This window comes from Micromonospora sp. NBRC 101691 (genome assembly GCF_030269285.1).
In the GTDB taxonomy this organism is placed as follows: domain Bacteria; phylum Actinomycetota; class Actinomycetes; order Mycobacteriales; family Micromonosporaceae; genus Micromonospora; species Micromonospora echinospora.
Genome location: NZ_BSTB01000024.1, coordinates 58975 through 81577, shown reverse-complemented (window position 1 = coordinate 81577; position 22603 = coordinate 58975). Strand labels below are relative to the sequence as shown.

Genomic DNA, 22603 nt, shown 5'->3' with positions numbered 1-22603 from the left:
CTACCCCTCACCCCGATCCCGCACGTCCCGCGCCGGTGGTCGTCGAAGCGCTTCGACAGCCCGGACCGGGTCGAGGCAGGCCAGGAAAGGCAACGGACCGACCATGACGAACCGCATCGCTCCCGCATCCGGCGACTCCCCCGGCGACCGCGTCGAGCACCTCCTGGGCCAGCTCACCCTTCCGGAGAAGATCGGGCTGCTGCACCAGTACCAGGCCGCGGTGCCCCGGCTGGGCCTGCGGTCGTTCCGCACCGGCACCGAGGCGCTGCACGGGGTGGCGTGGCTCGGGCCGGCCACCGTCTTCCCGCAGGCGGTCGGGCTCGGCGCCACCTGGAACCCGGAGTTGCTGCGCGCGGTCGGCGCGGCCGTCGGCGCGGAGGTCCGCGCCATGCACCACGCCGACCCGGACCGGGTCGGGCTGAACGTCTGGGCGCCGGTGGTCAACCCGCTGCGCGACCCGCGTTGGGGACGCAACGAGGAGGGCTTCGCCGAGGACCCCTGGCTCACCGGGCACCTGGCCACCGCGTACGCGCGCGGACTGCGCGGGGACCACCCCTGGCGGCTGCGTACGGCCCCCACCCTGAAGCACTTCCTCGGCTACAACAACGAGACCGACCGGGCCACCACCTCCAGCAACCTGCCGCCCCGGGTGCTGCACGAGTACGAACTGCCCGCCTTCCGGGCCCCGCTCGCCGCCGACGCGGCGGTCGCCGTGATGGCCTCGTACAACCTGGTCAACGGGGTACCGGCGCACCTGAGCCCGCTGATCGCCGACGAGTTGCGCCGGTACGCGCCGGGCGAGGTCATGGTGGTCGGCGACGCCGGCGCGGTGACCAACATCGCCGGGATGCAGGGGTACCTGCCCGACCACGTGCAGGGCTTCGCCGCCGCGCTGCGCGCCGGGATCGACAACTTCACCGAGGACAACGAGGACAGCACGCCGACCGTCGAGCGGCTCACCGAGGCGCTGCGCCGCGGGCTGGTCACCGAGGCCGACGTGGACGCGGCGGTACGGCGGATCCTCACGGTCCGGGTCCGGCTCGGCGAGCTGGACCCGCGCGACGAGGACCCGTACGCCGACGTGTCGCCGGACGTGGTCAACTGCCCCGCGCACCGGGAGCTGGCCCGGGAGTCCGTCCGGCAGTCGCTCGTCCTGCTGCGCAACGACGGACTGCTGCCGCTGGCCACCGACCCGGGGCTGCGGGTGGCGGTGCTCGGCCCGCTGGCCGACACCCTCTTCACCGACTGGTACAGCGGGACGCTGCCGTACGCGGTGACCGCATACGGGGCGCTGGCCGAGCGGTACACCACCGTGACCGGTCACGAGGGGGTGGACCGGATCGCGCTGCGGGTCGGCGACCGGTACGTCCGCTGCGCCGGCACGCCGGACGGCGCGGCGCTCACCGCCGACGCCACCGACGCGACCGACGACACCCACCTGGACGTCTTCGACTGGGGAGCGGACCTGCTGGCGCTGCGCGCGGTCGCCAACGGGCGACACGTCCGCGCGGACGAGAACGGACTGCTCGTCAACGACCGGCCCGGACCGGGTGAGTGGGTGGTCCGGGAGACCTTCCGGTGCCACCCCGGGCCGGACGGCACCGTGCTGCTGCACCACGTCGCCACCGACCGGTACGTCGCCGCCGGCCCGGACGGGCTGCTGCGGGCCGACGCGGCCGACGCCGCCGGGGCCACCGCGTTCCGGGTCGAGCTGGTCGCCGACGGGGCGGCCGAAGCCGCTGCCCGCGCCGCCGCCGCCGACGTGGCCGTGGTGGTGCTGGGCAACCACCCGATGGTCAACGGACGCGAGACCGAGGACCGGGTCGACCTGGCCCTGCCCGCCGGGCAGCAGCGACTGCTGGAGGCGGTGCACGCCGCCAACCCGCGGACCGTGCTGGTGCTGAGCAGCAGCTACCCGTACGCGATCGGATGGGCCGACGCGCACCTGCCGGCGGTGCTCTGGTCCGCGCACGGCGGCCAGGAGTACGGTGCGGCGCTGGCCGCGGCGCTGGCCGGCGACACCGAGCCGGGCGGCCGGCTGCCGCAGACCTGGTACCGGGACGGCGCCGAGCTGCCCGACCTGCTCGACTACGACGTCATCGAGGCGGACGCCACCTACCTCTACCACCGGGGCGATCCGCTCTACCCGTTCGGGCACGGGCTCGGCTACACCCGGTTCGACTACGCTGACCTGGAGCTGAGCGCGGGGTCGGCGACCGCCGACGAGGAGGTCGGGGTGAGCGTGACGGTGACCAACAGCGGCGACCGCCCCGGCGAGGAAGTGGTGCAGCTCTACACCCGCCAGCGCCGCTCACGGGTCAAGCAGCCGCTGCGCCAGCTGCGCGACACCGCCCGGATCTCCCTCGCCCCGGGCGAACGGCGGGTCGTCACGCTGCGGCTGCGCGTCGCCGACCTGGCGTACTGGGACGAGTCCCGGGGCCGGCCGGTGGTGGAGGACGCCCGGCACAGCGTGCTGGTGGGACGCTCGGCGCGGGACATCCGGCTGGTCGGCGCGCTGGCCGTGACCGGCGGGACGGCCGGGTGGCGGCCCGAGCGGGAACCCTTCGATGTCGGCGCCACCCGGTGACCGGGCCGCCGGCTCCCCGACCCGCGCGGTGAAGTCGGCCGACCTGGTCACGATCGCGGACGTGGCCCGGCACGCCGGGGTCGCGGTCAGCACCGTGTCGTACGTGCTCAGCGGCAAGCGGGCCATCTCGGCGGCCACCCGCAACCGGGTGCTGGCCAGCATCCGCCTGCTCGACTACCACCCGAACGCCGGCGCGCGGGCGTTGGCCAGCCGTCGGGCCAACGTCATCGCGCTGGTGCTGCCGCTGCGCACCGGGGCGCAGGTGCCGGTGCTGATGCAGTACGCCACCGCGGTGGTGACCACCGCCCGGCGCTACGACCACGACGTGCTGCTGCTCACCGCCGACGAGGGGGCGGCCGGGCTGCGACGGATCGCGGCCAGCGCGATGGTCGACGGGATCGTGCTGATGGACGTCGAGATGCACGACAGCCGGGCTCCGCTGCTGCGGGAGCTGACCCGGCCCAGCGTGCTGATCGGCTTTCCCGCCGACCCGACCGACCTGACCTGCGTGGACCTGGACTTCCGCCGGGCCGGGGAGGTCTGTGTCGAGCACCTGGCCGCGCTCGGGCACCGCCAGGTCGCCCTGCTCGGCGCGCCGACGGCGGTCTACGACCGGGGCACCGGGTTCGCGCACCGGACCCGGGCCGGGTTCACCGACGCCGCGATCCGGCTCGGCGTCACGGCCGAGACCCGGCCCTGCCCGGAGGAGGTGGCCGCCGTCCGGGACGAACTGGTCGACCTGCTGACCCGCTCCCCCGACCTGTCCGGGCTGGTGGTGCAGAACGAGGCGGCGGTCGGGCCGGTCCTGGCCGCGCTGCCCGCCCTCGGTCGGCGGGTGCCGGAGGACGTCTCGGTGGTGGCGGTCTGCCCGGACCAGTTCGCGGAGCGGGCCAGCCCGGCGTTGACCTCGGTGCCGGTGCCGGCGGAGGAGACCGGCCGGGAGGCGGTGTCGCTGCTGATGCGCAAGCTCACCGGCGAGCCGGTGCCGGACGCCACCCTGCTGGCGCCCCGGCTGACCGTACGCGGCAGCACCGGACCCGCCCCGGCAACGGAGTGACAGGACGGGGCCGGTGGCTCCGCTCTAGTGCCGGCGTCGGCCGTAGGTGCCGGCGACGACGGACACGCCGATCGCGGCGAAGACGACCTGGAGGGCGAGTTCGATCCAGTCGACCCCCGGGGTGTCGTCGACACCGAGGGCCCCGGCGACCAGCGTGCCGAGGACGGCGGCGATCACACCGATGAGCAGGGTGAGCCAGATCGGGATGGACTGCCGGCCCGGCACGACCAACCGGCCGAGCGCACCGATGATCAGGCCGATCACGAGGGCAGTGAAGAAGCCGGTCACTTCCATGGGATACCTCCCTTGGCGGGTCTGTCGTCAACGTACCCATCCCCACCGCTCCGGACTGCGCAAACGCGGTTCGCGGCCGGCGGGGCGCTTCGTCATGGAACCGTCACACGACCGCTTGCCGACCGTCGTCGCGGCGACCCGATGATCGTCGGAGAGTTTCACGTCGATAAACAGACACGAAGACTATCGACATAGATGGGCGTGAGGATATAGCGTGCCGATCAACCTGGTCGTCGACCTGGTGAACCCCCCTTGGACCCCTCGTTCCTAAGGAGCGCCGTGGCCACCTCACGATCCCTCCGACTGCGGCGCCGACGTCTGCTCGGCGTCCCGGCCCTCGTGGTCGCCGCATCCGCCGCCGTCGCTGCCGCGCCCGCCTCGGCCAGCGCCGCCCCGGCTCCCACCGCCAAGCGCGTGGAGTGCCTGGCCGACCTGCTCGGGGAGGCCTGATGGCCACCATCCCCTGGCTCGTGGACGTGCTGCGCTCTGCCGGCGTGCAGGTGGTGGTCCACGGCGACTGGCTGAACCGGATGCGGCCGGGCAGCTTCGACCCGATCGGCGTGCTCTGGCACCACACCGCTGCCACCTCCAGCGCCAGCAACCCGCACCCCGCGCTGAACGTCTGCATCAACGGTCGCTCCGACCTGCCCGGCCCGCTCTGCCAGGCGCTGGTCGACTACCACGGCGTCTTCCACGTCATCTCCGCCGGCCGCTGCAACCACGCGGGCACGGCCCGGGCCAGCGGGCCGATCCCCGCCGGGGACGGCAACACGATGCTGATCGGGTGGGAGATCGACTACAACGGCGTGAACCAGGAGATGACCGCGGCGCAGTACAACGCCTCGGTCGCCGCGACCGCCGCCGTCCTCAAGCGGCTGGGCCGGGACTCCAGCTACGCCCGGGGACACCGGGAGACGAGCACCAGCGGCAAGATCGACCCGTCCTTCATCGACCTGAACGTCATGCGCGCCGACGTGGCCGCCAAGATGGGCGGTACCACTCCCCCGGCCTGGAGCACCATCGTCGACAACACCACCGCCGGTCGGTTCACCGCCAGCGCCAACTGGGGCGTCTCGACGTACTCCGGCCAGCGCTACGGCGCCGACTACCGGTACGCCAACCCGGTCCTGGCCAGCGACGTCGCCTGGTACAAGGTCAACATCCCGGCGACCGCGAACTACCGGGTGGACGCCTGGTGGCCGGGCGTCTCCGGCTACAACAGCGCCACGCCGTACATCGTCTCGACGACGACCGGCAACAAGACGGTCGTGGTCGACCAGCGGACCGGCGGCACGTGGCGCAGCCTCGGCACGTTCACCCTGCCGGCCGGCGACGCGAACCGCGTCGGGGTCAGCCGGTGGACCACCGCCAGCGGCCTGGTCATCGCCGACGCGATCCGGGTCACCCGGGTCTGACGCCGCGCCGGTGCGCCGCATCCGCCCGCAGCGGATGCGGCGCTCCCCGGGCGGAAATGCCCCGCGCGGGGAGCCGGGTCACCCGCCGCCAGTGGGACGGGGCACCAGATCCGGCAACGGCGGCGGTGACCACGACGGCACGCCCCGGGTGGGCCGGAGCGGGAATCCCGGCACGGAGTCGAGACCCGGCAGGGGACCCTGGTCCAGCGGATCCGGCAGCGCCGGCCGGGTGAGGGTGACCCCGGGCCGGTACGGTGTCTCCGGCTCGTCGCCGAGCCAGTGGGCGAATCCCAGCAGTGCCAGGAGCAGCAGCACGGCCAGCGACACGTAGGCGACGTCCTGGTGCCGGCGTCGGGTGGTCTCGTCGAGCGCGGGCGTGATGGTCAGTATCCGGGCGGCTCCGGCCGGCCCGGCACCCACCCGGTCGTCGGGGTCGGCCCCCAGCGCGGTCAGCTTCGCCAGCAGTCGGGGCACCCCGTCCGGTTCGTCGAGGGCCGCCGTGACCCAGTCCGTAATGTCGTCGTGGTCGACGGCCGGACCGGTGAACCGGCCGAAACCCGTCCAGCCGACCGTCACCCGGGCCAGGCCGGCCCGGAGCAGGCAGAGCCCCACCAGCGCGGACAACCCCTCGACCAGCCGTCGGCGCCCCACCTGCGGGTCCGGGCCGAGGGCTCGGGCGATCCGGTCGGCCCGGCCGGAGCCGACCCGGCGGAGCACCTCCGCGACGGTCGAGGGTCCCGGTTCGGGATCAAGCACGGAGGTCACCGCCGCCACGGCCACCCCGGCGCGATGCGTGGCGAGCGTGGTGAGCCACTCCGTCCACGGCCGCTTCCGCCCCGCGTACCGCGTCGCCCGGCGCAGCGGACCGGGTGCGAGCGTGGCGGCGACCTCCGGCGCGGGCGGCAGCCGGGGATCGTCGGGGAGCCCCGTCAACCGGTCGAGGCGACGCCGCATGGCGGGGTGGAACCCGTCGGCCGGGAGCCCTTCGGCGGCCCGGCGCAGCGCCGCCAGTTCGGGTTGGTACTCCGGGTCCGCCAACAGGTGCGCGAACGCCCGGTGCGGCTCGTCGGGGACCGTGCCGGTGGCGCGGCGCACCGGCCCGACGAGGTCCGCCTCGAACCGGGCCCACGCGGCGGCGACCGCCGGCACCGACCGCAGCCCGTCGGCCAGTGCGCCGGCCCCGGCGACCTCGGCGGCGATCCGGTCGGCCTCCAGTTCCTGACGTCGCCGGACCGGCCGCACCAGCCGGTAGGTCAGCGCCGCGCAGGCGGTGACGGTGAGCAGGAGGAGCCCGGCGTAGAAACGCACCAGTTGGTTGGCGACCATCGCCTCGCGGATGCGCTGCCGGCCCATGACCATGCCGGCGTACGCGCGGTGGGCGGGCTCGCTGAAGCGCGCGTGCCGGCGCGCGTAGTGGCCGAGTTCGTGGGCGAGCACCGCCCGCAGTTCGTCCGGGCGCAGGCCGACCAGGAGCGGCACCCCGACGTAGAGCCGACGCCGGCCGGTGGGCGCGAGCAGCCAGGCGTCGTCGGTGACCACCGCGTTGGCCTCGCCGGTAAGGCGGATCTCCAGCGGCGGGTCGGTGCCGACCCGCTCCGCCAACGTCTCCACCAGCTCCCACAACGCCGCTCCCTGGCCCCGGGTCAGCAGCACGGAGTCCGGCCGGGGGCCGGCCGGCCGGCTGACCCGGACCAGCTCGCGCACGGTCAGCGCCAGCGGGACGAAGGTCGCCGAGGCCACCAGCAACGGCACGGTGTTGAACTGCGGGCTGGCCTCCCGGCTGCCGACCACCCAGACCGCGGCGACCGCGAACCCGATCCAGAGCAGCACCAGCAGCCCGGTGAGCAGGTGGACGCCGGCCAGCAGGATCAGCGCGAGCAGGGCCCGCAGCGAGGCGGTCACCGGTTCTCGTCCCGCTGCCGGTCCAGGGCCGCCCGCAGTCGCTGCGCCGAAGCCCGGTCGGCGTCGAACCCCCGGGCCAGCCACCGTTCGGTCCGGCGCAGCGCCGTCGCCAGCGCGTCCTCGCCGTACCCCGGCAGACCGTCCGGAGCGGACCGGGTCAGCACGCCGGCGACCAGCGGATCACCGGCCCGGTGCGGTTCGGCGGCGAGACCGAGCAGGACGGCCAGCCGCTCCCGGGCCTTGGCGAGGTTGGCGCCGACCGCCCCGACGCTGATCCCCACCTCGTCGGCGACCTGCCGGTAGGTCATGCCCTCCAGACAGATCATGATCAGCACCTGACGCTGCCGGGGCGGCAACAGCCCGACGCTGCGCAGCACGGCCACGGCGGCGGCCTCCTCGTCCGGCGTGGACGACGCGGCGACCGGCACCTCCAGCTCCGTGCGCCGCCACCGCGACCACCAGCGTCCGGCCTCCCGGGCGAACCGCCGCCTCACCGTCGTCTCCACCCAGGCCCGTGGCTCGCGCAGCTCCGACCAGTGCAGGTACGCCGCCAGGTAGGCCTCCTGCACCGCGTCCTCGGCGTCGGGGCGGCGACCGCAGTACATGACCGCCCGGGCGAGCGTCGCCGACCGGGTCCGGGCGACGAAGTCGTCGAAGTCGGCGTACTCATGCACCGTCGTCCTCCCACGCGCCGGTCCGCCCCGCGCCGGAACGGACGCCTCCAGCATCGCCGACCACGCCGGACCGGGTTGTCGCCTCCCCGACAGCGGCGGACCGGCGGCGGCCGGACCACCAGTCCACCGTCTCCGTCACCAGCCTGGTGACGGCCAGGGCCAGCCCCACCGCCCCGGTGGCCACCTCCAGGACGACCGTCGTCGCGTCCATCGGTCACCTCGCTCTCCCGACGACCGGACGCGGTCGCGCCGGTCATCAGGTAGAGCCCGCCGGACGCCGGTTTCTTCACCGCCCACCGCCGACTTTTCCACCGCGTCGCCGTCGACCGACCGGCGGTCGCACCGAGGCTGGTTGGCGGGACGGCGGCGTGCGCTTCTATGCTCCGGCGCATGGCGAGGTACTTCGACGTGCACCCGGACAACCCGCAACCCCGCAGCATCGGACAGGTGGTCGGGATCGTCCGCGACGGCGGACTGATCGCCTACCCGACCGACTCGTGCTTCGCGCTCGGCTGCCAACTCGGCAACAAGGCCGGCATCGACCGGATCCGCCAGATCCGCCACCTCGACGACGACCACCACTTCACCCTGGTCTGCCGGGACTTCGCCCAACTCGGTCAGCTCGTGCAGATCAACAACGCGCTGTTCCGGTCGATCAAGGCCGCGACCCCGGGCAGCTACACGTTCATCCTGCCGGCGACCCGGGAGGTGCCGCGCCGGCTGCTGCACCCGAAACGCAAGACCGTCGGGGTTCGCATCCCCCGGCACACCGTGGCCCAGGCGCTGCTCACCGAACTGGGTGAGCCGCTGGTCTCCAGCACCCTGCTGCTGCCCGGCGAGGACGAGCCGATGACCCAGGGCTGGACGATCAAGGAGACGCTCGACCACGCCGTCGACGCGGTGGTCGACTCCGGCGAGTGCGGCACCGAGCCGACCACGGTGATCGACTTCTCCGAGGGCACGGCCGAGATCGTCCGCCGGGGCGCCGGGGACCCGACGCGCTTCGAGTGACCCGACGAACCGGGGCCCGGTGTCGATCCGACAGTCGCCGGGATCCCGCACCGGGCCCGGTCCGGCCCGGTGCGGGGAACCGTCCTACCCGGGGCCGGGGTCGGACTGGAGCCGGGCCAGGGTGTGCACCTGGTCCCGGGTGTCCCGGTAGAGCGACGTGTACTGCGCGAACAACAGGTCGTAGGTGTCCCGCACCGTCGGATCGGGCTCGACCGTGACCCCGGGCACCGTCCAGTCCGTCCCCGCCGGCACCAGGCCCACGCCGACACCCGCCAGCAGCGCGTCGCCGTAGCTGGCCCCGATGGTCACCTTCGGCACCTCCTGCACCCGGCCGGTGACGTCGCTGACGATCCGGGTCCAGAGTCCGCCCTGCGTACCGCCACCCACGGCGACCAGCCGACGCACCGGGTTCGCCTCGGTGTCGAGCAGTTCCAGGATCTGCCGGATGCCGAACGCGATGCCCTCGTACACCGCCCGGAACAGGTGCCCGCGCCCGTGCCGCAGGGTGAGTCCGGCGACCACGCCCCGCGCGTACGGGTCGAAGATCGGCGTCCGCTCCCCCGCGAAGTACGGCAGCAGCAGCAACCCGTCGGCGCCGGCCGGCACCCGCGCCGCCTCCGCCACCAGGGTCTCGAACGGCACGTCGCCCACCAGTTCCTGAAGCCAGCCGGTGAGGCTGCCCGAGGTGGCCATGCCGGCGGCCAGGCAGTACGCCTCGGCGTCCACCCCGGCGGTGTTCCACAGCTGCGGGTGCCGGGCCAGGTCGCGCAGCACCTGGACGAAGAACATCGTCGAGCCGTACATGAGCATCAGGTCGCCGGGGCGGCGCACCCCGACGCTGACCGACTCGGCCCAGGCGTCCACCGTGCCGGCGCAGACCGGGGTGCCCACCGGCAGGCCGGTCGCCTCGGCCGCCGCCGGCGTGACCGCGCCGACCACCTCGGACGACCAGGCCAGCCGCGGCGCGGGCAGGTCACCCATGATGTCGTCGTACCAGGGCTGGTGCCACCGCCGGGCCTCGATGTCGTACAGCGGCACCGACTGGCTGGCGGTGTGGTGGTCGAGGACGTACTCGCCGGTCAACTTCCGGACCACGTAGGAACTGGAGTTGTACCAGCGGGCCGCGCGTGCCCACACCGCCGGCTCCCGGCGACGCACCCAGAGCGCCTTCGGGCCGACCGCCTGCGTGGTGATCGGCGTGGCGCAGCGGTCGAGCACCGTCGCCGCGCCGTACCGCTGCGTCAGCTCGTCGATCTCGGCGGTGGCCCGCATGTCGACGCCGTAGAGGATGGCCGGCCGGACCGGCACGTCGTCGGCGTCGCAGAGCACCAGGCAGGGGCCGACGCCGCTGACGCAGACCCCGGCGATCGGCGCCCCGCCGGCCGCCTCGACCAGCTCCCGGGCGATGGCGACCACGTCGCCCCACCAGACCGCCTCGGCGTCCACCTCGGCCCAGCCGGGACGGGGCATGGACATCGACCGGGGCCGGGGGCGGACGGCGGTGGCCACCACCCGGCCGCCGGGGTCGGTGAGGACGCCCTTGCTGCTGCCGGTGCCCAGGTCGATGCCGAGCAGGAGCGGTCCCATCAGATCCGCACGTCCCCGCAGAGGTGGACGACCACACCGAGGGACTCGAACATCGCCGCCTTGGCCTGCAACGCCCGGTCGGCCGTGTCGGCGTCCGGGGTGTACGCGACGTTCAGGTGGTTGGCCTTGTGCCGGGCCATGAGCTGGTCCCGGTCGACGCCGTGCAGGACGGCGTGCATGATCGGCCACTCCGGGTTGGTGGCGTCCAGCCGGCGGCGGGTCTCCTCCTCGGGAAGTTCCACGGCGGTGCCGCGTCCGAGGTCGACGTGGAGGACACCGTCCATGATGAACACCCGGGACCAGACGATCTCGCCCGGCTTGGAGACACCGCTGAGCGTGCCGCCACCGAGCGGGAAGAACATCGGCGGCTGCCGCATGCTGTAGCTCTTGTCGTACCCGCCGTGGTGCGAGGCGGGCACCGAGCCGGAGATCTCCATGACCCAGACGAAGCGGCCGTCGTACTCCTCGCCCCACCGGATGTCGTGCAGCGTGGTGGCCGGGTCGAAGCCCATCGCGGTCCAGATCCGGTTGGTGACCAGGGAGTCCACCGCGACACCCTCGTCCACCTCGTTGAAGTGCGGCAGCGGCTGACCGGCGTAGAGCTCCCGCGCGCCGTCGCGGCTGCGCACCGGCGGGCGCTCGGCGTTGTTGAGCAGGCCCTCGGCCAGGTCGCTGGCCGGGACGGTGTCCTTCAGGCCCTGCTGGTACTGGATGCCGACCGCGTCCAGGCCGAAGTCGTCGGCGATGCGCAGCGCCGCGACGTACATCCGGAACTGGCTGAGCAGCTGGGCGTCGGTCAGTTCGGTGGCCTCGTCGGTGCCGGTGTGGAAGGTCATCCCGGCCTTGTCGAGCCAGTCCCGGACGGCCTGCGCCTCCGCCTCCGGCACCCGGTTCATCTCGGCGACCAGCGCGCTCTGCGAGAGCCGCTCCTTGTAGATGCCGAGCGGGTTGAGCAGCTCGTCGTCGATGATCGCGTTGTACATGCCCATGCAGCCCTCGTCGAAGACGCCGATGATCGCCTTCTCCCGCTGGAGCTGGGCGGCGAGCGCCCGACCGAGCGCGACCTCCTCGGTGTCCGGCAGCGCCGGCAGGTCGCGGACGTGGCTCTGGTCGTGGGTCAGCGTGCCGGTCTCCAGCCAGGTACGCAGCCCGGCGAGCGCCCAGTCGTCGGTGAAGTCCTGGCTCCACAGGATGGAGTGCGCGACGCCGGCCTTGGTCAGGCTGGCGGTCAGCCCGAGCAGGCCGACCAGGCCGGGGAACTCGCCGCTCCAGTTGGCGACCACCAGGATCGGCCCCCGGTGGGTACGCAGGCCGGCGAGCACGTGGTGGCTGTACTGCCAGACCGCCTCGGCGACGATCACCGGGGCGTCCGGCGGGATGGTCTTGAAGACCTCGATGCCCTGGCGCTGGCTGGCGATGAAGCCGTGCTTCTGCTCGGCGTCCACCGGGTGGGCGCGGCGGATCCGCCGGCCGAGGGCGGTGACCGCCCGGTCCAGGTCGGCCTCGAACGCCTCCTGCGTGGGCCAGCAGGTCTGGTTGGCGCTCAGCCGCAGGTCGCCGCTGGCGACGGTGTAGACGACGCCGGGTTCGGCGGCGGCCTCGTCGGCCAGGACGGGGAAGGCGTAACTGCTGCTCATGATGGCTCCCGGGAATGTGGTCAGAGAAGGTCGGCGACGTCGGCTTCGAGCACGCGCCGGTCCTCCGGCGAGATCGGGTCGAGCGGGGCGCGCAGGCCGCTGGCGGGTACGCCGCGCAGTTCGAGCACCGCCTTGAGGTGGGCGAGGTTGCCCTGCCGGGTGACGGCGACGGCCCGGTGGGCGCGCTCGCGGGCCACCGCGAGGGCGTCGGCGTCGCCGGTGCGCAGCGCGTCGCGGACCTCCAGGAAGGGCTTCGGCAGGGCGGAGCTGACCCCGGAGACCACCCCGGCCCCACCGACGGCGACGACCTCGGCGAACTCGGCGTCCGCCCCGGAGTAGACCGGCAGGCCGGTGCCGGCGAGCGCGGCCACGTACCCGCCGACGTCGGCGGTGCTCTCGCCGCTGATCTTCACCCCGGCGAGGCCGGTCGCGGCGAGTCGGGCGAGCAGCGCCGGGGGCACCGGCACGGTGGTCCGGGCTGCGAAGAGGTACCCGTAGACGGACGCCCCGGCCGCCGCCGCGACCACCTGCTCGTAGTACGCGACCAGCGCCGACTCGCTCGCCGGGTAGTAGTACGGGGTCAGCACCGCCAACTGCCGGGCGCCCAGGTCGACGGCGGTCCGGGTGAGCCGGACGGCCTGGTGGGTCGAGGCCGCGCCGACGTGCCAGTACGTCCGCTCCGGGCCGAACGCGTCGGCGGCCACCGCGCAGACCGCGAGCCGCTCGTCGTCGGTGAGCGTGGTGAACTCGCCGGTGGTGCCGGCGACGAACACCCCGTCCAGGGGCGTCTCGGCCAGGTGCGCGTACGCGGCCTTGCTGGCACCGAGGTCGACCTCGCCGTGCGTGTCGAAGAGGGTGGGCAGGGCGCTGATCAGGTTGCTGGCGGGGTACGCCGTCATGGGTCGGCTCCGGGGATCAGGGATGGAGCAGGGCGAGGACGATGCCGCGCCGCTGCCAGGTGTAGGTGACCGCGAGCCCGTCGGGGGTGCGGACCAGACAGGGGTAGGAGAACTCGTTCACGCCGGTGGTCAGCACGCCCGAGTCGGCGGGCCGGTAGTCCTCCCGGTCGGCCGCGCCGGTGGACTCCTCGAGGGTCAGCCAGGGCTGCCAGGTGTCCCCGTCGTCGGTGGAGACCGAGACGACCAGCGGGGCCCGGGAGGCCCAGTCGCCGGTGGTCGGGTTGTGCGCGAGGTGGACCGTGCGTCCATCGGCGCAGGCGCTGACCCCGGAGTTGTTGTTCGGCACCGCGCTGGGTGCCCCCGGTGACCAGGTCTCGCCCTCGTCGGTGCTGGTCGAGGCGACCAGCCGGCCGGACGTGCTGCGGGCCAGCAGGCGCACCGTGCCGTCCGGGGTCGCCCAGAGGGTGGGCTGGATGATGCCGGCGCCGGGGAACGTGTCGTGGTCGAGCGGCACGTCCGGGGTGCGCCGCCAGGTCAGGCCGTCGTCGTCGCTGATGTCGACGAAGGCGTCCCAGCGGGGTCGCTCGCTCCACGTCTCGGTGGAGGCCCCGGCGAGCAGCCGCCCGGAGGACAGCCGCAGCGGCGGGACGCGGACCGGTCCGCGTCCCCCCTCGCCGCCGTCGACCAGCGGACGCGGGGCCGACCAGGTGCGGCCCCCGTCGCCGGAGTGGACCAGCCAGGTCCGCCAGGCGCCGATGGTCGCCCCGACCTTGAAGTAGAGCAGCAGGTCCCCGTCGACCCGACGGTGCAGCACCGGGTTCCAGCAGGGGGCCAGGTCACCGCTGACCACCACCGGGTCGGACCACTGACCGCCCGCCCCGGTGGCGAGGTGGATCCGGGAGTTGGCGGCTCCTTCGTGGTCGCCGGCGAACCAGGCGACCACGAAGGAACCGTCCCCCCGGACGCAGACCGTGCTGCCGTGGCACTGCCCCGGCACGTCCCGGACCACGAAGTCCCGACGCATCAACCGTTCACCCCGGTCGGGGTCCGGTCGTCGTCGGCCGGGTCAGCCTTCTGCGGCTCCGGCCGGCGGGCCTTGAGTCGGGCCCGGATCCGGGGCACCGCGACGGCCAGGACGGCGGCGACGATGAGCAGGACGGCGATCGGGCTGGTGTAGATGGTCTCCAGACCGCCGAGCTCCATCGACCGGCGGAAGTTCCGCTCGGCCAGCGGACCGAGGATCAGGCCGAGCACCACCGGACCGGCCGGGAAGCCGAACCGGCGGAACAGCAGTCCGACGATCCCGAAGAGGATCATCAGGCCGACGTCGAAGACGCTGTTGTTGACCGCGTACGTGCCGACGACGCAGAAGGTCAGGATGACCACCCAGAGGAACCGGTTGGGCAACTCCAGCAGCTTGGCCACGCCCCGCATGCGCAGCAGGCTGAGCCCCAGGGTCAGCACGGTCGCGAAGAGCATGATGCCGGCGATCGAGTAGACCAGGTCGGGCTGCTGCGAGAAGAGCGTCGGACCGGGCTGGATGCCCCAGATGATCATCGAGCCGAGCATCACGGCCATCACCGAGTCGCCGGGGACGCCCAGGGCGAGCGTGGTGAGCACCGACCCACCCACGCCGGCGTTGGACGACGAGTCGGCGGCGGTCAGCCCCTCCAGGGAGCCCTTGCCGAACTTCTCCGGCTGCTTGGAGACCTTCTTCGCCTGGTTCCAGGCGACGATGCCGCCGATGTCGCCGCCGGCGGCGGGAAGCACACCCACCACCGTGCCGACGGTCGAGCCCACCGCGACCGGCTTGACCATGCCGCGCAGCTCGGACCGGTTGGGCCACCAGCGGCCGAAGGTCTCCACCGCCCGGCCCTTGGCGTGCGCGCGTTCGAGCATCTGCCCGAAGACCTCGGCGATGCCGAAGAGACCGATGATCACGGCGATGAACGGGATGCCCTCGACCAGTTGCGGGATGCCGAAGGTGAACCGGTCCGAGCCGTCCAGCGGGTCCCGGCCGATGGTGCCGAGGGCGAGGCCGAAGAGACCGGCGATCAGTCCCTTGACGATCCTGCCGCCGGACACCTCGATCATCATGGTCAGACCGAAGACCACCAGGGCGAACATCTCCGGCGAGCCGAACTCCACCGCGAGGCCGCTCAGCGGGATCGCGGCGAACATCAGCACCGCGATGCCCACGAACCCGCCGATCGCCGACGCGTACGCCGAGGCGGTGAGCGCGATGCCGGCCTTGCCCTGCCGGGCCAGCGCGTACCCGTCGAAGGTGGTCGCGATGGAGGCCGGGGTGCCGGGGGTGTTGATCAGGATCGCCGGCACCCGGTCGCCGAACTGCGCCGCGATCAGGATGGTCAGCAGCACGGCCAGGCCGGGCACCGGGTCCATGGTGAGCGTGAAGGCGCTGGCCAGGGCGACCGCCATGGTGGCGGTGATGCCGGGGAACGCCCCGACGAGCATGCCGATGGCCGCGCCGATCAGGACGCAGAATGCGATCTCGAGGGTGAGGAGGGCACCGAAGCCCTCGACCACGGCGTTCATACCGGCACCTTCAGCAGGAGCGCGAACAGGGCGTAGAGCACCACCGTCATGCCGGCCGGGAAGAGGACGAGGTCCTTGACGCCCCGGCCGCCCGCGATCAGGGTCAGCGCGGCGACGAAGACCGTCGCGGAGACCAGGAAGTGGACGTAGTACCAGAGGACGCCGAAGGCGACGGTGGCCAGGACGAACCCGGCGACCCGCAGGACCCCGGTCCGGGTGGCCGGCTCCTGCTCGTCCTCGTCGGCCCGGGTGTGCACGAAGGCGCCGACGAGCTGGACGACCGAGAGGCCGATGATGCCGTAGGCCAGCATCTCGGGCCAGATCCGCGGACTGACCGCCATGGCCCGCGCCGGCAGCTCGATCGAGCGGGCCAGGATGAGGAGGACGACGCCCAGCAGCAGGAAGATCCCGCCCAGCGCTGCCTCGCGCAACGGCGAGGCAGCGCTGCGGTCACCCGCGACGGGGGCCGGTTGGTCGGCGGTCATGACTAGTAGATCTCGCCGAACCGGTCGTACTCGGACTGGGCGAAGGTGGTCGCCTCGTCGGGCGAGGTGGCCATCGGGGTGTTGCCGGCCTTGGTCATCACGTCCTTGAAGGTGGTCGACGAGGCGGCCTTCTGCACGGCGGCGGCGAGCTTCTCCTTGACCTCGGCGGGCAGGCCGGCCGGCGCGCCGATCAGGCCCCAGCCACCGATGACGATGTCCTGGCCCTGCTCCTTGGCGGTCGGGGTGTCGGGCAGCGCGGCGACCCGCTCGGGGGCGAGCACCGCGAGAACCCGCATCCGGCCGTCCCTGGCGGCGGTGGCGGACTCGCTGACACCGGCCATGACCGCCTGGACCTCGCCGGACACACCGGCCGCGACGGCCGGGGCGCCGCCGTCGTACGGGACGGGCTTGAAGGTCACGCCGGCCGCCTCGCCGAGGGCGAGGGTGGCGGCCTCCCAGATCGCGCCCGCGCCGGAGTTGGCGACGGTGATGCTGCCCGGGCTGGCCTTCGCGGCGGCGAGGAACTGCTCGAGCGTCTGGTGCGGGCTGTTCGCCGGCACCGACAGTGTCGCCGGGGCGTTCATCACCTGGCCGAGGATGGTGTACTGGTCGGGCTTGATGTCCGCGCCCTGGTGGCCGAGCATCGCCACCTCGACCGGCACGAAGCCGATGGAGTACCCGTCGGCCGGGCGGTCCTTGAGGTAGGTCAGACCGACCCGGCCACCGCCGCCGGTGCGGTTCTCCACGACGATGGACTGACCGAGGTCGGCCTCCAGCTCCTTGGCGAGGGTACGGGCGGTCAGGTCGGAACCACCGCCCGCCCCCGCGTGGACCACCATGGTCAGGCTCTTCTCGGGGTAGTTCTCCGACGACGCCTCCTCGGTGCCGCCGCGGTTGGCGCACGCGCCGAGCGCGAGTGTGCCGACGACCGCCATGGTGGCGATCCGGAACATCCGTGACTTCATAGGTCTGATTTCCTCTGGGACGGGGGTGGGGAAACCGCGGCCTGGAGCCGCGTGCGGGTCTTCCGCAGGTGTCGGTGCAGTTCGTTCTTGACGTCGGCGACCTTGCCGGCGGCGATGAGCGCCGAAAGGTCGTGGTGCTCCCTCGCCGACGGGGCGAGGTCGTCCATGCGCTTGCCGGAGGCGTGCAGCAGGCCCTCGATGGTGGGGCGGAACTGGTTCCAGAGGACGTCGAGCCGGGTCAGGCCGGCGGCCTCGAAGAAGGAACTGTGGAAGCGGATGTCGGCGGTGGTGAACGCGGTGGCGTCCCGGGCGTCCGCCGCCGCGTCCATCTCGACCAGGGCGGCGGCCAGCCGGCCGGTGAGGTCGTCCCGGTTGGTGTCCATGGCACGTTCGACGGCGAGCAGCTCGAAGGACTCCCGCAGGGCCATCAGCTCGTCGATGTCCGCCACGCTGAGCGAGAGCGTCACCACGTTACGGCCGGTCCCGGTGACCAGCCCCTCCGCGCGGAGGATCCGGATGGCGTCCCGGACCGGGCCACGACTGACCCGGAACGACTCCGCCAGTTCCTCCTCCACGAGCCGGGTGCCGGCCGGGACGTCGCCCACGATGATGCGGCGACGCAGCTCGCTGGCGAGCTTCTCGCCGAGCGACTCCACCCGGATGGGCCTGACGTTCAACACCGGTAACCTCCTGGAAACTGTTGACAGTTAACACCGCGTTACTCACACGGTCAACGGTTGACGAAGCGATTTTCGCTGGCCGGACCACTTCCGGCCGGCATGCCACGCCGGCAGAGCGGGACGGACCGGACGAGAGCGCCCAGCCGGGATGACACCGGCGCCCCGCCCGGTCCCGCCGAGGACGGACGCGGACAACGCAAGGGCCGACCCACCGGTGGTGGGTCGGCCCTTGCCGGGGTCGACGGTCAGCTCGACCGCGCGGTCACCCGCATCCGCATGCCGTGCTTCGGCGCGAGGGTGACCAGTGGCTTCAGCGCCACCTTCTGGTCCGGTTCGAGGGTGAACCGGAACCGCTGGGCGAGGGTGGCCAGGATCAGCTTCGCCTCCATCTCGGCGAAGCCGGCCCCGACGCACATCCGCTCCCCGCCGCCGAACGGCATGAACGCGTACCGGGGGATCTGCGCCTCCCGCTCGGGGGCGAACCGCTCCGGGTCGAACCGGTCCGGGTCCGGGAAGTACCGCTCCAGGTGGTGCATCACGTACGGCATGATGAAGATCCCGCTGCCCCGGCGGATCCGGTAGCCGCCCAGCTCGACGTCCTCCACCGGGGTGCGCTTGTTCAGCGTCCAGGCGGGCGGGCAGAAGCGCAGCGCCTCCTTGAAGACCATCCCGGTGTACCGCAGCCGGGGCAGGTCCTCCGCCGTCGGGGGCCGGTCCCCCAGCACCTCGTCCAGCTCGGCGCCGAGCTTCTCGGCCACCTCCGGGTGCTGGGAGAGCAGGTACCACGCCCAGGTCAGCCCGTTGGCGGTGGTCTCCTGACCGGCGACGAAGATGGTCACGGTCTCGTCGCGGACCTGCTGGTCGGTCATGCCGCTGCCGTCGTCCTCGTCCTGGGCGGTCAGGAACATCGACAGCAGGTCGCCCTGGTCCTCCGCGCCGCCGGCCCGCCGTTCGGCGATGATCCGCATGACCGCACGGTCGAGCACCCGGGTGCCGCGCTTGAGGAGCTGGTGCAGCGGCAGCAGCAGCCACGGCGACACCAGCATGCCGAACTTGCTGATGTTGATGGCGACGTCCTGGAGGCCGGCGACCGCCCGCTGGACCTTCAGCGCCTCCTCGTCGGAGACCCCGCTGCCGAACATCGACCGGGACACCACGTTCAGCGTCAGCTTCATCATCTCGTGGTGCATGTCGTGCACCTCGCCCGACCGCCAGCCCTCGATCTGGCGCAGTGAGCTGTCCACCGCGATCTCGCCGTACCCGGTCATCCGCCGGTGGCGGAACGCCGGCTGGACCAGCTTGCGCTGCCGACGGTGGTGCGCGCCGTCGCTGGTGAGCAGCCCCCGACCCATCCAGCGGCCCAGCGTCCGCAGGTCGTGCGGGTCCTTGGTGAACCTGTCCCGGCGCAGCACCAGCACGTCGTGGATGTGCTCCGGACTGCTCAGCAGGTAGTTGCGGGTCGGGCCGATGGTGAACGACGCGATGTCGCCGTGCGCCGCCGTCTCGGTCATGAACTCCACCATGCCCCGGCCGAGGCCGGGCAGGTTGCCGAGCACCGGGACGCCCTTCGGCCCCGGTGGGTGACGGTCAGCCATTGCTCCCCTCCTTCACAGCCCCGCCGGCCACCGCCGGCTCCACGACGCCCGCCCGGGGCACACCCCGGCGCAGCGTCACCCCGATCCAGACGAACCAGATCGGCGCGGCCAGGGCCCCGCCGAGGATCGCCGAGACCAGCACCATCGGACCGATCCCGAAGGCCACCCCGAGCGCCGCCGTGCTGGTCAGCACGCCCAACGCGATGCCCACGTAGGTCAGCGCCCGACTCAGCAGGCCGTACCGCAGCGCGAGGATGTTCACCACCAGGAAGAACGGGCCGAGCGCGCCGAACCGCAGCCAGGTCGCCGGGTCCAGCCGCAGCAGCAGGTCGGTGGTGACGATCGCGGTCCGTACCGTCGCGTCGCCGCCGGCGTAGTCGGCCGCCCAGAGCGGGGTCGCGGTGACCAGCCGGAACGTCTCGACCGCGGTCACCCCGAAGGAGAGGTACGCCAGACCGGTGGTCCAGCGCACCCACCCCTCGTGCCTGTCGCGGACCAGGTCGGCGATGGCCGGGATCGCCCCGAACGCGAAGATCGCGCCGAGGGCGTACCCCCAGTAGTAGAGGACCCGCGGGGTGCCGTTCTCGGCCAGCTCGGTCCAGAGCCGGTGCTTGTCCTCGTGGATGAGCTGCGTCGGGTCGAGCACGAAGAAGGTGGTGACCACGACGTAGGAGACACCCACCAGGATCGCGCAGGTGCCGCCGAGTCTGTTCAACCGGTTGTCGTGCATAGGGGACATCTCCTCGTGCCGCCGTCAGGCCGACGGGCGGCGTGGTTCGAGGGTCATCCGCAGCCCGTGGCGAGGGCTGGTGGTGACCTGCATCTTGGCTTCGACCGGGTGCCCCGGCACCATGCGCAGCCGGTACCGCTGGGCGATCGTCGCCAGGGTGAGCTGCGCCTCCAGTTGGGCGAGCCGGTTGCCGATGCACAACCGGGGGCCGCCGCCGAACGGGAAGTACGCGAACCGGGGCCGGTCCGCCGACCGTTCCGGGGTGAACCGGTCCGGGTCGAACCGCTCCGGGTCCTCCCAGAAGTCGGGGTGCCGGTGGGTCAGGTACGGGCTGATGTAGATCAGCGAGTTGGCCTTGACGTGGTATCCGCCGAGGGTGTCCGCGCCGGCCGCCCGCCGCTCCAGCCACGGCACCGGGTAGAGCCGCAGCGTCTCCTCCAGCACCCGGTTGGTGTACTCGAGCTGCGGCACGTCCGCCACGGTGGGCAGCCGGTCGCCGAGCACCCGGTCGAGTTCCTCGTGCAGCCTCGCCTCGACCTCCGGGTTGCGGGACAGCTCGTACCAGGCCCAGCTGAGCTGGTTGGAGGTCGTCTCGTAGCCGCCGAGCAGCAGGGTGGCAATCTCGTCGCGTACCTGCTTGTCCGACATGCCCTCGCCGGTGTCCTCGTCCCGCGCCTCCAGCAGCATCGACAGCAGGTCGTACGGCTGCTCGTCCTGCGCGCGGCGCTCCCCCATGATCCGGTAGATGATGCCGTCCAGCTCGGCCATGGCCGTGGTGAACTCCCGGTTGCGCCGGGTGGGCACCTTCGGCGGCGGCGCGAAGGGCACCATCGTCCGGTAGAGGCAGTAGTTGATCACCGTGTCCAGGCTGCGGGCGATCGCCGTCACCTCGCCGTCCCCGCGCAGCCCGGTGCTGAACAGCGACTTCGTGGCCACGTTCATGGACAGGGCGACCATCTCCGCGGCGACGTCCAGGGACTCGCCGCGCGCCGCGTACGACTCCCACCGGGCGATCCGGTCCACCACGTCGGCGACGATGAACTCGCCGAGCTTGAGGATCCGCTGCCGGTGGAAGGCCGGCTGCATCAACCGTCGCTGCCGCAGCCACGAGTCGCCGTCGTTGGTGAAGAGCCCCGCCCCGAAGGCGAGCTTCAGGGGCCGGTACTCGTGCGACTGCTTGTCGTAGTTCTTGCTGTTCACCTGGAGCACGTGCCGCAGGTGGTCCGGGTGGGTGACCAGGTGCACGGTGAACCCGGCGACGGTGAACCGCACGATGTCGCCGTACTCGGCGCTGACCTGGCCGAGGAAGCCGATCAGGTCACGCCGTAGGTCGAGCAGGCTGCCGAGCAGGAACGTGCCGCGCGGCCCGGGAGCCAGGCGCGGTGCGGACGGGTTCGCGGTCACCACTGGAGCAGGACCGCCTCTTGCGAGAAGCCCGGCCCCATCCCGACGACCAGCCCGTAGGTGCCGGGCTCCAGGTCGTACGAGGAGAAGGTCTCGTCCATCATGTAGAGCACGGTCGGCCCGGACACGTTGCCGACGGTGCGCAGGACGTGCTGGCTGAGCTTGAGGTTCTCGGCGGTCAGCCCGAACTCCTCCGCCGTCGCGGTCAGCACCTTCGGGCCGCCGGGGTGGATCAGCCAGTGTCCGATCTGGTCGACGGTGAGGTCGTGGTCGGCCAGCAGCGGGTCGAGCACCGGACGGAGACCGGTCTTCGCCAGGCCGGGCACGTCCACGCTCAGCCGGTTGCGGAACCCGTTGTCCAGCACGTCCACCCCGGCGACGTGCAGGGTGTCCGGCAGGAAACCGGAGCGGGTGTCCACCACCCGGGGCAGGCCCGGCTTGGCCAGCGGGTGCTCGTCGCCGACCATCAGGGTCGCCGCCACGCCGTCGCCGAACAGGGCCACCGTGACGATCTGCGACACCAGGTCGGTGTAGAAGGAGCTCTCGGTCAGGTCGCGGTCCAGCGCCTCCTGGAGGTAGCCCTGCACGCCGCCCTGCCAGAACGCGGTGCCGCCCAGCTCGCAGGTGAGCAGGATGACCGCCTCGGTCGGGTGGCCCTTGAGGTAGTCGGCCACCCGGCTCAGCCCGGCCACGCCGGCCATGCAGCCCAGGCCGTTGATCGGCACCCGCTTCATGGTGGGCGCGAACTCGATCCGGTTGATCAGGATCGCGTCGACGGTGGGCACCGAGACCACCGTGCTGAGCATCGAGGTGAACTGATGGATCTCGGTCGAGTCGATGCCGGCGGCGGCCAGCAGCTTGCGGACGGTCTTCTCGCAGAGGTCCGCGGCCTCCTCGACGCAGCGGGCGGCGACGGTGCTGAACGGCGGCGGGTCGAAGAAGGTGTCCAGCGGCATCGCGAAGTAGCGACCGTCGATCTGGGTGTTGTGGAAGAGACTGTCGATGATGTCCAGGTCGATGTCCAGCCCGATCGCCTGGCAGTACTTCCGCAGCGTCGTGGCGAGGGTCTGCTGGTCGTAGTAGTAGGTGGGCAGGCTGGTCTCGGTGGCGACGATGTACGGCACC

The 22603-nt window shown here is 72.6% G+C and carries 21 protein-coding genes; 5 read left to right on the top strand and 16 right to left on the bottom strand.

Translation table 11 applies throughout. The features are described from left to right. Nucleotides 1-103: 103 nt before the first annotated feature. Together QSK20_RS28070 and QSK20_RS28065 are read left to right on the top strand one after the other, a co-directional pair. The gene (locus QSK20_RS28070) at nt 104-2587 is read left to right on the top strand and encodes a glycoside hydrolase family 3 C-terminal domain-containing protein (RefSeq protein WP_285791624.1); all 2484 of its coding nucleotides are present in this window, start codon (nt 104-106) and stop codon (nt 2585-2587) included. Continuing rightward, nucleotides 2568-3644: a LacI family DNA-binding transcriptional regulator gene (locus QSK20_RS28065; protein ID WP_285791623.1), complete on the top strand. Its 1077-nt coding sequence runs from the start codon at nt 2568-2570 to the stop codon at nt 3642-3644. The genes QSK20_RS28070 and QSK20_RS28065 overlap by 20 nt, the downstream gene beginning before the upstream one ends. Before the next feature lie 24 nt (nt 3645-3668). On the opposite strand, the gene QSK20_RS28060 is transcribed toward QSK20_RS28065, so the two are convergent. Then, on the bottom strand, nt 3669-3938 hold the full coding sequence (locus QSK20_RS28060; RefSeq protein WP_285791622.1) for a GlsB/YeaQ/YmgE family stress response membrane protein: 270 nt from the start codon (nt 3936-3938) through the stop codon (nt 3669-3671). A gap of 279 nt (nt 3939-4217) precedes the next feature. Here QSK20_RS28060 and QSK20_RS28055 point away from each other — a divergent pair, with 279 nt between their 5' ends. Continuing rightward, nucleotides 4218-4388, top strand: coding sequence for a hypothetical protein (locus tag QSK20_RS28055; protein WP_186542647.1), 171 nt, complete (start codon nt 4218-4220; stop codon nt 4386-4388). Beyond that, nucleotides 4388-5353 carry a golvesin C-terminal-like domain-containing protein gene (locus QSK20_RS28050; protein ID WP_285791621.1) on the top strand — a complete coding sequence of 322 codons (966 nt, stop codon included), beginning with the start codon at nt 4388-4390 and terminating at the stop codon, nt 5351-5353. Before QSK20_RS28055 ends, QSK20_RS28050 begins: the two co-directional genes overlap by 1 nt. Nucleotides 5354-5431: 78 nt before the next feature. Here the strand turns inward: QSK20_RS28050 and QSK20_RS28045 are convergent, their stop codons facing one another. Genes QSK20_RS28045 through QSK20_RS28035 form a run of 3 tightly spaced genes read right to left on the bottom strand, consistent with a single transcriptional unit; the run spans nt 5432 to nt 8140 of the window. Continuing rightward, complete coding sequence (locus tag QSK20_RS28045; protein ID WP_285791620.1) at nt 5432-7255, bottom strand: M48 family metallopeptidase; 1824 nt, start codon at nt 7253-7255, stop codon at nt 5432-5434. Next, a complete protein-coding gene (locus tag QSK20_RS28040; RefSeq protein ID WP_285791619.1) occupies nt 7252-7929 on the bottom strand; it encodes an RNA polymerase sigma factor in 678 nt (225 codons plus the stop codon). Before QSK20_RS28040 ends, QSK20_RS28045 begins: the two co-directional genes overlap by 4 nt. Next, complete coding sequence (locus QSK20_RS28035; protein ID WP_285791618.1) at nt 7922-8140, bottom strand: hypothetical protein; 219 nt, start codon at nt 8138-8140, stop codon at nt 7922-7924. Before QSK20_RS28035 ends, QSK20_RS28040 begins: the two co-directional genes overlap by 8 nt. Nucleotides 8141-8319: 179 nt before the next feature. Here QSK20_RS28035 and QSK20_RS28030 point away from each other — a divergent pair, with 179 nt between their 5' ends. Further along, nucleotides 8320-8940: an L-threonylcarbamoyladenylate synthase gene (locus QSK20_RS28030; protein ID WP_088984480.1), complete on the top strand. Its 621-nt coding sequence runs from the start codon at nt 8320-8322 to the stop codon at nt 8938-8940. 84 nt (nt 8941-9024) lie between these two features. On the opposite strand, the gene QSK20_RS28025 is transcribed toward QSK20_RS28030, so the two are convergent. The 12 genes from QSK20_RS28025 to QSK20_RS27970 form a co-directional block, all read right to left on the bottom strand. Beyond that, nucleotides 9025-10527, bottom strand: a complete 1503-nt coding sequence (locus tag QSK20_RS28025; RefSeq protein ID WP_285791617.1) for an FGGY-family carbohydrate kinase — start codon at nt 10525-10527, stop codon at nt 9025-9027. Beyond that, nucleotides 10527-12164 carry a fucose isomerase gene (locus QSK20_RS28020; protein WP_285791616.1) on the bottom strand — a complete coding sequence of 546 codons (1638 nt, stop codon included), beginning with the start codon at nt 12162-12164 and terminating at the stop codon, nt 10527-10529. Before QSK20_RS28020 ends, QSK20_RS28025 begins: the two co-directional genes overlap by 1 nt. A gap of 20 nt (nt 12165-12184) precedes the next feature. Then, a complete protein-coding gene (locus tag QSK20_RS28015) occupies nt 12185-13063 on the bottom strand; it encodes a dihydrodipicolinate synthase family protein (RefSeq protein ID WP_285791615.1) in 879 nt (292 codons plus the stop codon). Between the two features lie 16 nt (nt 13064-13079). Further along, nucleotides 13080-14087 carry a sialidase family protein gene (locus tag QSK20_RS28010; protein WP_285791614.1) on the bottom strand — a complete coding sequence of 336 codons (1008 nt, stop codon included), beginning with the start codon at nt 14085-14087 and terminating at the stop codon, nt 13080-13082. Further along, nucleotides 14087-15619 carry a tripartite tricarboxylate transporter permease gene (locus QSK20_RS28005; RefSeq protein WP_285791613.1) on the bottom strand — a complete coding sequence of 511 codons (1533 nt, stop codon included), beginning with the start codon at nt 15617-15619 and terminating at the stop codon, nt 14087-14089. The genes QSK20_RS28010 and QSK20_RS28005 overlap by 1 nt, the downstream gene beginning before the upstream one ends. After that, a complete protein-coding gene (locus QSK20_RS28000) occupies nt 15616-16104 on the bottom strand; it encodes a tripartite tricarboxylate transporter TctB family protein (protein WP_285791612.1) in 489 nt (162 codons plus the stop codon). The genes QSK20_RS28005 and QSK20_RS28000 overlap by 4 nt, the downstream gene beginning before the upstream one ends. A gap of 2 nt (nt 16105-16106) precedes the next feature. Further along, nucleotides 16107-17069, bottom strand: coding sequence for a tripartite tricarboxylate transporter substrate binding protein (locus QSK20_RS27995; protein WP_285791611.1), 963 nt, complete (start codon nt 17067-17069; stop codon nt 16107-16109). Continuing rightward, nucleotides 17066-17749 carry a GntR family transcriptional regulator gene (locus QSK20_RS27990; RefSeq protein ID WP_285791610.1) on the bottom strand — a complete coding sequence of 228 codons (684 nt, stop codon included), beginning with the start codon at nt 17747-17749 and terminating at the stop codon, nt 17066-17068. The genes QSK20_RS27995 and QSK20_RS27990 overlap by 4 nt, the downstream gene beginning before the upstream one ends. A 245-nt stretch (nt 17750-17994) precedes the next feature. Beyond that, nucleotides 17995-19344 carry a cytochrome P450 gene (locus QSK20_RS27985; protein WP_285791609.1) on the bottom strand — a complete coding sequence of 450 codons (1350 nt, stop codon included), beginning with the start codon at nt 19342-19344 and terminating at the stop codon, nt 17995-17997. Beyond that, a complete protein-coding gene (locus tag QSK20_RS27980; protein ID WP_285791608.1) occupies nt 19337-20074 on the bottom strand; it encodes a hypothetical protein in 738 nt (245 codons plus the stop codon). The genes QSK20_RS27985 and QSK20_RS27980 overlap by 8 nt, the downstream gene beginning before the upstream one ends. Nucleotides 20075-20098: 24 nt before the next feature. Beyond that, nucleotides 20099-21478, bottom strand: coding sequence for a cytochrome P450 (locus QSK20_RS27975; protein WP_285791607.1), 1380 nt, complete (start codon nt 21476-21478; stop codon nt 20099-20101). Further along, a complete protein-coding gene (locus QSK20_RS27970; RefSeq protein WP_285791606.1) occupies nt 21475-22602 on the bottom strand; it encodes a type III polyketide synthase in 1128 nt (375 codons plus the stop codon). The genes QSK20_RS27975 and QSK20_RS27970 overlap by 4 nt, the downstream gene beginning before the upstream one ends. Between the last annotated feature and the right edge of the window lies 1 nt (nt 22603).

Bases quoted from the DNA above. Each gene is read 5' to 3' on its own strand.
- QSK20_RS28005 (WP_285791613.1), bottom strand. From the start codon at position 15,619: ATGAACGCCGTGGTCGAGGGCTTCGGTGCCCTCCTCACCCTCGAGATC.
- QSK20_RS28010 (WP_285791614.1), bottom strand. From the start codon at position 14,087: ATGCGTCGGGACTTCGTGGTCCGGGACGTGCCGGGGCAGTGCCACGGC.
- QSK20_RS28000 (WP_285791612.1), bottom strand. From the start codon at position 16,104: ATGACCGCCGACCAACCGGCCCCCGTCGCGGGTGACCGCAGCGCTGCC.
- QSK20_RS27980 (WP_285791608.1), bottom strand. From the start codon at position 20,074: ATGCACGACAACCGGTTGAACAGACTCGGCGGCACCTGCGCGATCCTG.
- QSK20_RS28065 (WP_285791623.1), top strand. From the start codon at position 2,568: ATGTCGGCGCCACCCGGTGACCGGGCCGCCGGCTCCCCGACCCGCGCG.
- QSK20_RS28070 (WP_285791624.1), top strand. From the start codon at position 104: ATGACGAACCGCATCGCTCCCGCATCCGGCGACTCCCCCGGCGACCGC.
- QSK20_RS28015 (WP_285791615.1), bottom strand. From the start codon at position 13,063: ATGACGGCGTACCCCGCCAGCAACCTGATCAGCGCCCTGCCCACCCTC.
- QSK20_RS27995 (WP_285791611.1), bottom strand. From the start codon at position 17,069: ATGAAGTCACGGATGTTCCGGATCGCCACCATGGCGGTCGTCGGCACA.
- QSK20_RS28030 (WP_088984480.1), top strand. From the start codon at position 8,320: ATGGCGAGGTACTTCGACGTGCACCCGGACAACCCGCAACCCCGCAGC.
- QSK20_RS28050 (WP_285791621.1), top strand. From the start codon at position 4,388: ATGGCCACCATCCCCTGGCTCGTGGACGTGCTGCGCTCTGCCGGCGTG.
- QSK20_RS28025 (WP_285791617.1), bottom strand. From the start codon at position 10,527: ATGGGACCGCTCCTGCTCGGCATCGACCTGGGCACCGGCAGCAGCAAG.
- QSK20_RS28035 (WP_285791618.1), bottom strand. From the start codon at position 8,140: ATGGACGCGACGACGGTCGTCCTGGAGGTGGCCACCGGGGCGGTGGGG.
- QSK20_RS28020 (WP_285791616.1), bottom strand. From the start codon at position 12,164: ATGAGCAGCAGTTACGCCTTCCCCGTCCTGGCCGACGAGGCCGCCGCC.
- QSK20_RS28060 (WP_285791622.1), bottom strand. From the start codon at position 3,938: ATGGAAGTGACCGGCTTCTTCACTGCCCTCGTGATCGGCCTGATCATC.
- QSK20_RS27985 (WP_285791609.1), bottom strand. From the start codon at position 19,344: ATGGCTGACCGTCACCCACCGGGGCCGAAGGGCGTCCCGGTGCTCGGC.